Origin of the sequence: Chimaeribacter californicus, from assembly GCF_002858675.1 — a bacterium.
Classification (GTDB): domain Bacteria; phylum Pseudomonadota; class Gammaproteobacteria; order Enterobacterales; family Enterobacteriaceae; genus Chimaeribacter; species Chimaeribacter californicus.
Map to the genome: position 1 here is coordinate 271,631 of NZ_PJZF01000004.1, position 12,468 is coordinate 284,098.

Below are 12,468 nucleotides of genomic sequence, written 5' to 3' on the forward strand. Positions count from 1 at the left end.
CAATCATTCATGGCGCTAATAGTTACAACATACTTTATGCTTTTATCATTATAAATGTGCCCGAGGCTGATAAAGGGGATGCGATATTGCCTGACAGGCAAAAAAAGGCGCACGCCGTGAGGGGTGCGCCTTTTGACGTCGGCTGATTTAACGCACGATGCGCCCGGCGTCCATGTGTACTGCGTGGTCACACATATGGTCGATCACGTCCGGGTCGTGGCTGACCAGCACCATGGTGAGGTTGTCCTGCCGTTTGAGGTCATTGAGCAGGTTGAGCACTTCGGCCTGCACCGACATATCCAGCGCGGAGGTGGGCTCATCCAGCAGCAGGATTTTCGGTTGCAGCAGCAGCGCGCGCACAATCGCCACGCGCTGGCGCTGGCCGCCGGAAAGCTGATGCGGGTAGCGATCCGCCATGGCCGGGTCCAGCCCAACATGGCGGAACCCTTGCTGGATGCGGTCGTCCACGTTGTCAAAGCCAAACAGTTTCAGCGGCTCTGCCAGCGTGCGGCGCAGGCGGTGGCGCGGGTGCAGCGAAGCATACGGGTCCTGAAATACCATCTGCACCTCGCGGCGCAGCGTGCCGGTAAAGGCCTTGCCCGGCTGCGCCTGATGTTCTGCCAGCCGCATCTTGCCGTCCCAGTTCGGGTTCAGCCCGGCCATCACCCACAGCAGCGATGATTTACCGCAGCCGGACGGCCCGACCAGCCCGAAACACTCCCCGGCCTGTACCGTCAGGGACACCTCATGCACCACTTTGCGCAGCTCATAGCCCTGGCGGTGGGAGACGCTGAGTCCGTTCAGTTCAATCATGTCCACGGGCGGCCTCCAGTGCAGCGCGATCCAGCGTCGGCAACGGTTTGCCGTGCGTTGATTTATTCGGGCGGCAGGCCCACAGCGTATGAGTGTAAGGATGGGTGGCGCGCGGCAGCTCCGCCGCCGGCAACGAATCGAGAATGTCGCCTTTATACATCACCATCACCCGGTCACAGTGGTCTGCCACCTGTTGCAGATCGTGGCTGATCAGCAGCAGCCCCATGTTGCGCTGCTCAACCAGCTTGCGGATCAGGCCGAGCACCTGATCACGCATGGCATGGTCGAGGGCGGAGGTCGGCTCATCGGCAATCAGGAACTGCGGATCGGTGATCAGCGCAATCGCCAGCATCACCCGCTGGCCCATCCCGCCGGAGAGCTGGTGCGGGTAGCGCGCCATCAGCTGGGCAGGCTGCGGCAGGCCGACCGCGTCCAGCATGTCGCACACTTTTTCGCGGCGCTCGGCGCGCCCCAGTTTGGTGTGCAGTTTCAGCGGCTCCTCCACCTGCCAGCCAATGGTACGGGTCGGGTTCAGGGCATATTTCGGGTCCTGCATTACCATCGCCAGCTGGTTGCCGCGCATCGCGTTCCAGCGCCGCTCACTCAGCTGCAACAGGTTCTCGCCGTCAAAACTGAGTTGCTGCGCCTGCACCTTCAGCGACGGCGGCAACAGCCCCATCAGCGAGCGGGCCGTCAGGGATTTGCCGGAACCGGACTCGCCGACCAGCGCCACGCGCTCACGCCCGAGGGTAAAGCGCAGATCGTTAACCAGCGGTGCACCGCTCCCGGCGACCGAGACCCGCAGCTGCTCAGCGATCACCAGCGGGGAAGAAGGATTAATGGCCATGGCGGGTATCCAGTCGGTCACGCAGGCCGTCGCCTGTCAGGTTAAAGGCGAGGCTGGCAAACAGAATGGCCCCACCCGGTGCAGCGGCCACCCACCACTGGTCAAAGATCACTTTACTGCCTTCCGCCACCATCGACCCCCATTCGGCGGTCGGCGGTTGCACGCCCATGCCCAGGAAGCCGAGACCGGCAGAGGCGAGAATGATCCCGCCCAGGCTCAGCGCGGCGCGCACCACGGCGCTCGGCATACAGAGCGGCAGGATATGGCCGAACATCAGGCGCAGGCCGTTGATGCCCTGCATCCGGGCGGCGGCGAGGTAGTCACTGCGGCGCAACGCCAGCGTCTCGGCGCGTGCCTGCCGGGCAAACGGCGGCCAGCTGGTCAACGCCAGGGCCAGCGCACCGTTCAGCAGGCCGGGGCCGAGCATCGCTACCAGCGCCAGCGCGATCACCAGGTTCGGCAACGACAGGAAGATGTCGGTGATGCGCATCAGCACACGCTCCGTCCAGCCGCCAAGGTAACCGGCACTGATACCGATCAGCATCCCGACCGGGATGGTCAGCACCAGAATCAGCGACACCAGCAGCAGGGTCGGGCGCGCGCCATACAACACGCGGGAGAAGAGATCGCGGCCGAAGCCATCGGTGCCGAACCAGTGCAGCTCAGAGGGCGGCAACAGGCGGGCGCTCATCAGCTGCGCATTCGGGTCAAACGGGGCCAGCCAGGGCGCAAACAACGCCACCAGCAGCAGTACCGCAATCAGGCTGCCGCCGATCGCCAGGGTGGTGACCCGGCGGCGACGGCGTTGCGGCGTGAGGGGCTCCGCATCAGAGAGATGTTGCGTCATCAACGTGTCCTCGGGTCGGTCAGGTAGGTCAGGGCATCGGCCAGCGCATTCAGGATAATGAAGCAGGTGCCGATCAGCAGCGTGCCGCCCAGGATCGCCGGGGTATCCGACGCGAACAGCGCGGTGGTGAGGTAACGCCCCACGCCCGGCCAGGAGAACACAGTCTCGGTGAGTACCGCACCCTCCAGCAGGCTGGCGTAGGAGAGCGCCAGCACGGTGATCAGCGTGCCCAGCACATTCGGGAAGATATGGCGCAACAGAATGCGGCCGCGGCCGGCCCCTTTGGCACGAGCCAGCGTCACATACTCTTTATTGCTCTCTTCCAGCAGCGCGGCGCGCAGCAGGCGGGTGATCCCGGCCATCGCCAGCAACCCGAGCACCACTACTGGCAGCCAGAGGTGGGCGAGGGCGTTGCGGAACATCGCCGGGTCGCCGGAGAGCCAGCTGTCGATCAGCACAAAGCCGGTTTTCGGCTCCAGCGTATAGACGTAGAGGTCATCCAGCCGCCCCGGCCCGGCTGACCAGTGCAGCACGGCGTAGAACAGCAGCAGCCCCAGCAGGCCCAGCCAGAAGATCGGCACCGAATAGCCCAGCAAGGAGATCATCCGCGCCAGGTTGTCGAGCACACTGCCCGGTTTCCAGGCCGCCAGCAGCGCCAGCGTGATGCCGAACAGCGCGCCGAAAATAATCGCGCAGGTCGCCAGCTCCACGGTGGCCGGGAACGTCCGCAGCAGATCGCTCATCACCGGCTGGTTGGTAATCCGGGAGATACCCATATCGCCGCGCGCCAGGTGTTCGATGTAATGCCAGAACTGCATCAGCACCGGCTGGTCAAGCCCCAGGTCGCGGCGCGCCTGCTCATAGGTTGAGGTACTGGCGTGATCGCCGACGATTTGCAGCACCGGGTCAACCGGGGAGAGGCGGGAGAGTGCGAAGGTGAACGCCAGCAGGCCGAGCAGGGTGACCACCACCGACAGCACACCGGTAGCGACCCGTGAGGCACGGCGCCAGAACAGCCGGGCGGACCCGGCTTCAACAGAAGTTACCGCCATTACTTGGCGGCCTGGCTGGTTTTGGTGACCTGGGAATAGTAGACCATGTCAGGGTTGATGCCCTGCACGTAGCCTTGCAGGTTGTCCCGCACTGCCACCAGGTTGCGTGCCTGCAGCCCGATCACATACGGCGAACTTTTCTGCACTTCACGCTGCATCGCCTGGTACATCTCCACGCGTTTCGCCTTATCACTCTCTGCCGTGGCAGCGATCACCTGTTTGGTCAGCTCAGGGATGTGCCAGTTGGAGCGCATCGCCAGCGTGGTGCTGCCATCTTCCGGGTTATAGGCGAAGGCGGCGGCGTTGGTGTTCGGGTCAAAGTAGTCGGCACCCCAGGCGTTCAGCGTGGCTTCATATTTATGCGCTTTGACGCTGGTCGCGACTTCGGTGCTGATGCCGGGGATCAGTTCCACTTTTACGCCGCCTTTGGCGAAGCTGGCCTGCAACGCCTGCGCGATGTCCAGGTACGGCGGCTGGTTGCTCACCGACAGTTTAAAGCTGACGTTGGTCAGGCCGGCTTTTTCCAGGATCTGTTTGGCTTTCGCCGGATCGTAGGTGTACGGGTTGTCGTTCAGCGCGCCCAGGAAACCTTCCGGCAGGAAGGATTGATGCACCTGGAACTGGCCTTTCAGCAGGTCATCGGCAATGCCGTGGTAGTCAAACAGGTAGCGCGACGCTTCCCAGAAGGCCGGGTTTTTCAGCGCCGGGGAGGCGTCGGTGTTGAACTGCATGTAATAGAGCGACGCCATCGGGATCGCGAGCGGCTTCACGCCCGCTTTACCTTTAAGCGCGGCCATCTGGTCAGCCCCCAGATTACGCGCGATGTCTGCGTCGCCCTGCTCCAGCAGCAGGCGGCGGGCGGCCGGTTCCGGCACGTTTTTAATCAGCACGTTTTTCAGTTTCGGCGCGCCGCCCGGCGAGGTCGGGTTCGCGGACATCAGCAGCACTTCATGCGGGATGAAACGGCGGATCTGGTACGGGCCGCTGCCGGCAGAGTGGGTAATCAGCCACTGGTTGCCGTAGTCATTTTTCTTCTGGTTCGCCATCGCGGTTTTTTCATCCACGATGGAGGCCACCGGCGCAGAGAGCAGGCTCAGCACGTAAGTCGGGCTGACGTTGGCGCTCCAGCTCACCTGCACCTGATTCGGGCCGACTTTTTTCAGGCTGGCATCCACGTTTTCCGGCGTCCAGCCCAGCTGGGTCAGGATAAAGGAGGGTTCCAGGTTCAGCTTCACCACGCGGGAGAGGGAGAAGATCACATCTTCCGGGCGAACCGGGTTACCACTGGCGAATGTCGCGCCGTCACGCAGGGTAAAGGTCATGCTGCGGTTATCTGCGCCCGGCTGCCAGTTGCTGGCCAGGGTCGGCTGGATGTCGATGGGGTTTTTCGGGTCAGACTGCACCAGACGCTGGTACAGGTTGGTGAACGCCTGCACCGAGGTCAGTTCAAAGCCCTGTGCCGGGTCAAGGCTGCTGGCGTCATCAATCGATTGGGCAATCACCAGCGTGTCCGGTGGGGTGGCCGCATAGGCTGAAAAAGAGGTAGCCAGCGCCAGCGCAATCATAGAGGGAACGTTATATTTCATGGGGTTTCCTTGCTGAGTCTTTTTTCGCGAGTGTAGGTTAACTTAGGGTAGGGCAACCAGAACAATATTGGCTATGCTTATGCCTTATCGTTATAAATATATCTGTTATGAATATAACGTAACCAGTTGATTCTTCAAGCGCCTGTTTTATAACGCAGAGTGAAAGTCACCGGCGTTTCTGTTTCTTCCTGACGCGTTAAAAAATCTGTTCCGCTATGCAAGCGCCTTTTGGCAATGGAATCAGCTGCTATTGATTAGCAAGATTGATTTTTGTACTAATCTTAACGGACTCACCTTCCCTCTTTGCACGGATACAACCATGCTCAGTGACATGAAACTTCCTGAAGGTTTCCGCAGTCGCTTTAACCGGCAGATGCTCTACCCGCTGAGCGCTGTGCTGCTGATCATGTTTGTCGCTATCGGCCTGTTTTTATTCTGGTTGGGCCACCAGAACGACCAACGGGCGCAACATCAGGAGGCGGCGATCATTACCTCCTCGCTGACCTACAGCCTGGCTGAACTGGCCTCACAGCAGCGCAGCGTGGCCGCCTGGGAGCCGGTGGCGCAGAAGCTGGCGGAGCAGCCTGTTGATATCACCTGGCTTAATGAGAATGTCGGCGCTTGGCTCTATAACATGTTCAAACATCAGCAGGTGTTTATCCTGTCGCCGGACAACCGGATGGTCTTCGCCTCGATCAACGGCATGGGCAGCAATGACCCACGGCTGATGCCGCCCGAGATCGTGCCGCTGCTGGCTGAACTGCGCGCACGCGCTGAAAAAGCGAACCTGAAAACGGTCTCTGACCAGAATTTACGGCGTACCCGCGCACCCAGCCTGACGGATGTCGCCATTGTGGAAGGGAACCCGGTGGTGTTTGCCGCCAGCCAGATCCATGGGCCAAAGCTGCCGCGTGAGCCAACCTATACCCTGGTCAGCATCCGGTTGCTGAATGATGGTTTCCTGTCCAGTCTTTCACAGCGCGGCCTGATCCGGGGCCTGCACTTTACCCTTAAGGCAAGCAGCAAACCGGCGGAGATCAGTATTCCGGTTTATGCCAAACATACCGATCAGGTCGGTTACATGACCTGGCAACCAGACCGGCCCGGCAGCCGGATGCTCAGTTACGTCGGCCCGGCCGCCGCCCTGTTTGGGGTGGTGATGGTCGCGGTGATTATGGTGATTGTGCGCACGCTCTGGCATTCGGCCCTGAACCTGAACCAGTCGATGATTGAACTGCGCGCCAGTGAGGCGCAGGCGCAGCATCTGGCTTTCCATGATGTGCTGACCGGGCTGCCGAATCGGGCGCTGCTGGAAGACCGGCTCTCCCATTCGCTGGCGCTGACGGCCCGCAATGGCGGGTTTACCGCCCTGCTGGTGCTGGATCTCGACCGCTTCAAAAACGTCAATGACACCCTGGGCCACAGCGCCGGGGATGGGTTGATCAAAGAAGTCGCGTCGCGCCTTTCGGCGCTGGTGCGCAAAACGGATACCGTGGCACGCATCGGCGGGGATGAGTTTGTGGTGGTGCAGACGGACGTTCATGACCTGAGCGATGTGCAGGCACTCTGCCAGCGGATCCACGCGGCGATTGAGCGGCCGTTTATGCTGGCCGGCAATGATACTTTTATTGGCGTCAGCATCGGGGTGGCGCTGGCGCCGGCCGATGCCATGGAACGCAGCGAGCTGATGCGTAAAGCGGATATTGCGCTGTATGTCGCGAAATATGAGGGGCGCGGCCACTTCCGCTATTTTGAGCAGTCGATGGATGACTCGGTGCAGACCCGGCAGGAGATTGCCACCGATCTGCGCAATGCGTTGATGAACAACACCGGGCTGGAGGTGCATTTCCAGCCGCAGGTGGATATGTCCGGCCAGCACGTGATCGGGCTGGAAGCGCTGTTACGCTGGCAGCACCCGACGCGCGGCACCATTTCGCCGGATGAGTTTATCCCGGTGGCGGAGGAGAACGGTGTGATTATCCCGCTGGGGGAATGGGTACTGCGCCAGGCGTGCCGGGCTTCCCATACCTGGCCGGCGCTGTTTATTGCGGTGAATGTCTCGCCGGTACAGTTCCGCTCCAGCGATTTCGCCAACCGGATCAAAACCATTGTGACGGAAGAGAAGGCCGACCCGTCCCACATTGAGCTGGAGATTACCGAAAGCGTGTTGCTGAATGATGATGACGAAGCACGCCTGACCCTGATGGCGCTGCGTGACGCCGGGTTCAAAATCGCGCTGGATGATTTCGGCACCGGTTACTCCAGCCTCAGTTACCTGAGCCGCTTCCCGGTGGACAAAATCAAAATCGACCGTTCGTTTATCCGTAACCTGGGCGTAGGGGAGAACTCCGGCGCGATTGTGGAATCCGTGGTGCGGCTCGGCCGGGCGATGGGGCTGACGGTGACCGCCGAAGGGGTGGAAACCGAGGGGCAGATGGCGGCCCTGACCGAAGCGGGCTGCGATGAGATGCAGGGCTATCTCTTCTCCCGCGCGATCCCTGAAGATCAATTGCCGGCGCTGATGGCGAAATCAGATGCCCACCATACTTAAGCGCTGTTTTGCGTTATTCTGCGCAGCGGTTTACAACGTCTGACGAAGTGACGTTGTCACCTGTAATAGGCGTTTTGCTTTTCAAAAGGACAGGATCATGCAATTTATTACGGTGCCCGGGTATACCAACTCCGGGCCACAGCATTGGCAAACGCTGCTGGAGCAGAAATACCCGCAGATTATCCGTGTGCAGCAACAAGACTGGGAATGCCCGGCGCGGCAAGCCTGGATTGACGGCATCACCGCGACACTGGCACCGCTCACCGGCGAGGTGATGTTGATTGGCCACAGCTGCGGGGCGGTCGCGATCACCCAGTGGGCGGCGCACTCTTCAGCAATGAATAACGCCGGGCTGAACATCAAAGGCGCGCTGCTGGTAGCCCCGGCAGATGTGGACGCACCTGACGCGCTGGAGGCGATCCGCGTTCAGCGGCCGTTAAGCCTCGCCCCACTGCCGTTCCCCTCGATGCTGGTCGCCAGCGACAACGATGAACACCTGAGCCTGACGCGCGCCAACCAGCTGGCAACCGCCTGGGGCAGTGAGCTGATTATTATCCGCGGCGGCGGCCACCTGCACAGTGCCGCCGGTTATGGTGAGTGGCCGTTATGTGAAGTGCTGATTAACCAGCTTTCCGGTAACCAGCTTCAGCCGGTGTAAGCACCTGCCGGAAACCGGCATTCTGCGCCTGATTGTCTATACTGTTAATTCACTTTCGTTTTTTGACGAAATCTGGATAGCAACGTTAACCATTGAGGAGCACGTGATGAGCCAGCAACAGTTTGCCAGCGGGCAACAGGACGATAAGAGCAAAAACCCGTCGCCTTCCCATGCCAACGACAAAGACGATCCGCATAGCGCACCCGAGTCCGGCGATAAAGAGCCGCCCAAAGACACGCCAAAGCATTGATTGTCACCCCGGCGCAGGCGCGCCGGGTTATCTTTTCCTCGCCTTTCCTGCTTTCCTCAGAACGCTATCTGCATTGACAACTCCGCCATGCGCGGCTCACCCAGTTGCGCCGAGGCATACCCCGCGCCGCTGTAGCCATTCAACCCGCCCGGCACAATATTCGTCCAGTAGTGGCGGTTGGTGAGATTAATGATGTCCAGCCGGAAGGTGGTTGCGCTGTTAAATAACGTGGTCTGGTAGCTGCTGCCGAGATCAACCGTGGCGTAGCTCCCTACCCAGTTATCATTGGCGTTATCGGTGGGGCGGCGGCCGACATAGTGCGCCCCGGCATGCACCTCGGTACTGCGCAGCATCGGCAGGGTGTAGATCGCCAGCAGGCTGGCCGTGGTGCGCGGCAGCCCGACAATCTGCCGGTTTTCGGTGTCAGCACTCGCCGTATCCCGCAGGCGTGGGTCGAGCCAGGTTACCCCGCCGAACAGGTGCAGATCCGGCGTGACGTCGCCGTCCGCCATCAGCTCCAGCCCGCGGTTCCGTTGTGCGCCGTCCACCGCGTAGTTGCCCGCGCTGTTGGTGTAAGCGTAAGGGCGGTCAATCTGGAACAGGGCGGCGGTCAGCAGCGTTTTGCCGATCGCCAGTTTGCTGCCTGCCTCAACCTGCTTGCTGCGATAGGGCGACAGCACCGATCCGGCATTGGTTGCCCCGCTGGGCGCGACATCCCCCTGTTGCAGGCTGTCAGCATAGGTGACGTAGAGCGTCAGCGGTTCCACCGGTTTGTACATCACACTGCCGGAACCACTGAACCCGCTGTCATCAGAAGCGCTGCTGCGGCTGCCGTTTTTATTGTAGTTCGCTGAGGTCAAAAAGCTCTGGCTGCCGGCGAGCAACAGGCTCCATTGCGGCGAGAAGGTCAGGGTGTCGCTGAGCAGGAACGACTGCTGGGTGGTGGTGGCAGAGTGATAACGATCGGTAAAATCGGGGTAATCGGGTTCTGCAAAAGCCTGCGGATGCGCCAGGCTCGCCTGGCCCAGCGTCGTGGTGGTGCCGTTACGCGGGTTATCATTTTTCCAGACAAAGCCGCGCAGCCCGGCAGCGATATCATGCTTCAGCCAGCCGGTGTCCACCTCGCCGGTAAGGTTGGCGAAATAGCTGTTAATGGTAAAACGGCTGGCAGCAGAACTGGAGGTGGTGGTCTTGTAGTCGCCGTTACCGTTCAGGAAGGTATTGGTCACCGCCGTGGATTCACGATCGGCAATCTGCCGCAGCACCGCGATTTCGCCCAGCCAGTTGCCGTCAAAATCGTGTTTCAGGTGGAGGGCGGCGGTCAGGGTTTTGTCATCATTTCCTGCATAATACTGCCCGGAACGGTCCTGATCGATGCGTGATGCCGACGGAAACGCCACACCATTTGCCAGCGCATAACTGGCCGGCAACCCTTTTTCAACATAGTGGTAATAGCTGAAGGTGGTTTCCAGCACCGTCTGATCGGTGAGGTTAGCGTCAACAGCCAGATCCACCAGCTGGCGGCGTTTCCGGCTGTTGGCGGCATAACTGTGCCCCTCCTCATCCAGCAGGTTCAGGCGGTAACGCAGCCGGTCGCCGCTGTCGAGCGGGCCGCTGAGATCGGCACCCACCTTGCGGCTGCCGTCACTGCCGCCGCCCAGCGTGATGGAACGCTGCGGCAGATCGGCCGGGCGTTTCGATACCAGATTAAACATCCCCGCCGGGTTGGCCGGGCCATACAGCGCGCCCCCCAGGCCATTCAGCACTTCAATATGGTCAAACTGCTCGACCGGGTAAGGCGTGGTCGAGACCACATTCAGCCCGTCGATCAGGCTGTTTTGCACTACGCTGCCCTGCATGCCGCGGCTCTGCGGCCGCACGCCATCGCCCTGTACGGAGGGCAGGTAACGGTAAATCTGTTTGATCTCTTTAAACTGCTGTTGTTGCATCACGCGCGGCGACACCGCCTGTATTGCGTAAGGCGTGTTGCGGATTTCGCGCTTCCCCAGATTACCGACCGAGGCTTCTTTGTCAGGCGCGGGGGTGCCGGTAGTGGGCGGCGTGGCGGTCACGGTCAGGGTATCGTTTGGGGTGGCGGCATAGACCGGCAATGCGGCAGCAACGGCAAGCGCCAGGGCGCGGCGGGCAAAAAGGGAGATGGTTATCATCAGGTAACAGGCTTACGGCCGGGGTAAAGAATCAAGGGTGCGAAGGGTAACATATCGATATGTATTATTATATATAACGATGTGATAGGTTAGGGCGTTTGTTTTCGTGCATGAAGGTAATTATGAATTCTCGCCTCAGGCTAATCGCCGCGTTTTCCCTGCTTTTTGGCTCTTTTCCCTCTGCGTTTGCCGCTGATGGCGTGCGGCAGATTACCGATGACACAGGTAAAACGGTGACGGTGCCGGGGCAGGTCAGGCACATTGCCGATGCCTGGTATGCGCATCACTCTCTGTTAATGACACTCGGTGCCGGTAGCAAAATTGTGGCAACGGTCAACCATCCTGAAAGCCGCCCGTGGATGTTCCGCCTGCAACCGTCGCTGGCCCAGGCGCTCAGCGTGCACGGCATTACCTTTAACAGCGAGGCGTTACTGGCGCGACAGACTGACGTGATTTTTGTCCCGGCGGGTGACGGCGATGCCCCGGCATACCGGCAGGCAAATATCCCGACGCTGGAGATGCGGTTTACTGATTACCCGTCGCTGAAAAAATCCCTGCTGACCACGGCCGCCGTATTGGGCACCCCGGACGCCGCCGCGCGGGCGCAGGCCTACAACGCCTATCTGGATGCGCAACTCACCCAGACCACCCAGCGCACTGCCTCGCTGGCACCCGAGCAACGGCCGACCGTGCTGCATATCGCCTCTCTGCATCCGCTGAAAATAGACGGCAGCGATACGCTGATCGATCAGTGGATCCAGGCGGCAGGCGGGCGCAATGCCGCTGCCGCGATCAAGGGCAACCTGCATGAAATCTCGCCGGAGATGATCCTCGCCTGGCAGCCGGACATCATTATTCTGGGGGCGGATGCCGGGTCAATTGCGGATTCTGACTACGCGGCACTGTTCACGGCGCTGAAGGCAGTGCAGCAAAAGCGGGTGTACCGCAACCCGGCCGGGGTGTTCCCGTGGGATCGTTACGGCACCGAAGCGGCACTCCAGATCCCATGGGCGGCAAAACTGTTACACCCGGATCTCTTCCCGCAGAACGATATGGTGAAAATTACCCGGGATTTCTACCAGCGCTTTTTCGATTACCGGTTAAGTGACGCCGAGGCAATGCGGATGTTGAAAGGGTTGGGGCCGGAGTAAGGGAATGGAGAGAAAAAAGGGTTCATATTAAAAAATGTTCCCCCGTCCCATAACGGGGGCGCCTGTTTTACTCTTCAGGTAATTTATCAGGATCTGACAAACGGGCATTGGCCAGAGCCTCCACCTCCGGCGGCAGGGGCAAGCCGAGGCGGGCAAACAATTTTTTGGCGCGCCGGGCATCACGCTGGTTTTGCGCATGTTCGATGACATGCTGTTGCCGCACCAACTGTTCAGCGCGCCGCTCGTAATAGTCGCGGCGATCCGCCTCTGTCATCCGGTAACCCACCACATTCCCCGCCAGCCGCACGGTTTCCACCGGCACAAACACCACTGAGCGGCACCCGTCTGCTATACGTGCCAGCGCCTGACGATCGTGATGTTCATCCGGTTGCAGGGTATGGCCGGCCAGCATCTTTTCCACATACGGCATAAAGTGTTCGACATTCTGCTTCTTGGTTACCGCCATCGTCACGCTCCTCAAGAGAAAAGTCCTGCTTAACAGCATACTGTCGGGCTGCGTAAAGGTCTAACCGGCAAAGGCATCT

General features: G+C 60.4%; 11 protein-coding genes. 4 read left to right on the forward strand and 7 right to left on the reverse strand.

Annotated features, from left to right (window positions below; all coding sequences use genetic code 11):
* Positions 1–147: 147 nt before the first annotated feature.
* Genes CYR55_RS07550 through CYR55_RS07570 form a run of 5 tightly spaced genes read right to left on the reverse strand, consistent with a single transcriptional unit; the run spans position 148 to position 5,145 of the window.
* A complete protein-coding gene (locus CYR55_RS07550) occupies positions 148–813 on the reverse strand; it encodes an ABC transporter ATP-binding protein (RefSeq protein ID WP_101815531.1) in 666 nt (221 codons plus the stop codon).
* The gene (locus CYR55_RS07555) at positions 806–1,660 is read right to left on the reverse strand and encodes an ABC transporter ATP-binding protein (RefSeq protein ID WP_101815532.1); all 855 of its coding nucleotides are present in this window, start codon (positions 1,658–1,660) and stop codon (positions 806–808) included. The genes CYR55_RS07550 and CYR55_RS07555 overlap by 8 nt, the downstream gene beginning before the upstream one ends.
* Positions 1,650–2,507 (reverse strand): ABC transporter permease, encoded by an 858-nt coding sequence (locus tag CYR55_RS07560; protein WP_101815533.1) that lies wholly within the window; start codon positions 2,505–2,507, stop codon positions 1,650–1,652. Before CYR55_RS07560 ends, CYR55_RS07555 begins: the two co-directional genes overlap by 11 nt.
* Positions 2,507–3,559, reverse strand: coding sequence for an ABC transporter permease (locus CYR55_RS07565; protein ID WP_101815534.1), 1,053 nt, complete (start codon positions 3,557–3,559; stop codon positions 2,507–2,509). The genes CYR55_RS07560 and CYR55_RS07565 overlap by 1 nt, the downstream gene beginning before the upstream one ends.
* Positions 3,559–5,145, reverse strand: a complete 1,587-nt coding sequence (locus CYR55_RS07570; RefSeq protein ID WP_101815535.1) for an ABC transporter substrate-binding protein — start codon at positions 5,143–5,145, stop codon at positions 3,559–3,561. The genes CYR55_RS07565 and CYR55_RS07570 overlap by 1 nt, the downstream gene beginning before the upstream one ends.
* 331 nt (positions 5,146–5,476) lie before the next feature.
* Here CYR55_RS07570 and CYR55_RS07575 point away from each other — a divergent pair, with 331 nt between their 5' ends.
* The 3 genes from CYR55_RS07575 (at position 5,477) to CYR55_RS23520 (ending at position 8,604) form a co-directional block, all read left to right on the forward strand.
* Positions 5,477–7,696 carry a bifunctional diguanylate cyclase/phosphodiesterase gene (locus CYR55_RS07575; protein WP_241522103.1) on the forward strand — a complete coding sequence of 740 codons (2,220 nt, stop codon included), beginning with the start codon at positions 5,477–5,479 and terminating at the stop codon, positions 7,694–7,696.
* A gap of 97 nt (positions 7,697–7,793) precedes the next feature.
* The gene (locus tag CYR55_RS07580; RefSeq protein ID WP_206604036.1) at positions 7,794–8,354 is read left to right on the forward strand and encodes an RBBP9/YdeN family alpha/beta hydrolase; all 561 of its coding nucleotides are present in this window, start codon (positions 7,794–7,796) and stop codon (positions 8,352–8,354) included.
* 106 nt (positions 8,355–8,460) lie between these two features.
* Positions 8,461–8,604 (forward strand): hypothetical protein, encoded by a 144-nt coding sequence (locus CYR55_RS23520; RefSeq protein ID WP_165699542.1) that lies wholly within the window; start codon positions 8,461–8,463, stop codon positions 8,602–8,604.
* A gap of 56 nt (positions 8,605–8,660) precedes the next feature.
* On the opposite strand, the gene CYR55_RS07585 is transcribed toward CYR55_RS23520, so the two are convergent.
* Positions 8,661–10,772 carry a TonB-dependent receptor gene (locus tag CYR55_RS07585; protein WP_101815538.1) on the reverse strand — a complete coding sequence of 704 codons (2,112 nt, stop codon included), beginning with the start codon at positions 10,770–10,772 and terminating at the stop codon, positions 8,661–8,663.
* A 122-nt stretch (positions 10,773–10,894) separates the two neighbouring features.
* Between CYR55_RS07585 and CYR55_RS07590 the strand changes: the two genes are divergently transcribed.
* On the forward strand, positions 10,895–11,923 hold the full coding sequence (locus CYR55_RS07590) for an ABC transporter substrate-binding protein (RefSeq protein ID WP_241522104.1): 1,029 nt from the start codon (positions 10,895–10,897) through the stop codon (positions 11,921–11,923).
* Positions 11,924–11,990: 67 nt separating this feature from the next.
* Here CYR55_RS07590 and CYR55_RS07595 read toward each other — a convergent pair whose 3' ends face one another.
* Complete coding sequence (locus CYR55_RS07595; protein WP_101815540.1) at positions 11,991–12,389, reverse strand: hypothetical protein; 399 nt, start codon at positions 12,387–12,389, stop codon at positions 11,991–11,993.
* Positions 12,390–12,468 lie beyond the last annotated feature (79 nt).

What these genes read in the sequence shown, in the direction of transcription:
- CYR55_RS07595 (WP_101815540.1), bottom strand. Translation starts at nt 12,389, where the DNA reads ATGGCGGTAACCAAGAAGCAGAATGTCGAACACTTTATGCCGTATGTG.
- CYR55_RS07570 (WP_101815535.1), bottom strand. Translation starts at nt 5,145, where the DNA reads ATGAAATATAACGTTCCCTCTATGATTGCGCTGGCGCTGGCTACCTCT.
- CYR55_RS07555 (WP_101815532.1), bottom strand. Translation starts at nt 1,660, where the DNA reads ATGGCCATTAATCCTTCTTCCCCGCTGGTGATCGCTGAGCAGCTGCGG.
- CYR55_RS23520 (WP_165699542.1), top strand. Translation starts at nt 8,461, where the DNA reads ATGAGCCAGCAACAGTTTGCCAGCGGGCAACAGGACGATAAGAGCAAA.
- CYR55_RS07565 (WP_101815534.1), bottom strand. Translation starts at nt 3,559, where the DNA reads ATGGCGGTAACTTCTGTTGAAGCCGGGTCCGCCCGGCTGTTCTGGCGC.
- CYR55_RS07580 (WP_206604036.1), top strand. Translation starts at nt 7,794, where the DNA reads ATGCAATTTATTACGGTGCCCGGGTATACCAACTCCGGGCCACAGCAT.
- CYR55_RS07575 (WP_241522103.1), top strand. Translation starts at nt 5,477, where the DNA reads ATGAAACTTCCTGAAGGTTTCCGCAGTCGCTTTAACCGGCAGATGCTC.
- CYR55_RS07550 (WP_101815531.1), bottom strand. Translation starts at nt 813, where the DNA reads ATGATTGAACTGAACGGACTCAGCGTCTCCCACCGCCAGGGCTATGAG.
- CYR55_RS07585 (WP_101815538.1), bottom strand. Translation starts at nt 10,772, where the DNA reads ATGATAACCATCTCCCTTTTTGCCCGCCGCGCCCTGGCGCTTGCCGTT.
- CYR55_RS07560 (WP_101815533.1), bottom strand. Translation starts at nt 2,507, where the DNA reads ATGACGCAACATCTCTCTGATGCGGAGCCCCTCACGCCGCAACGCCGT.
- CYR55_RS07590 (WP_241522104.1), top strand. Translation starts at nt 10,895, where the DNA reads ATGAATTCTCGCCTCAGGCTAATCGCCGCGTTTTCCCTGCTTTTTGGC.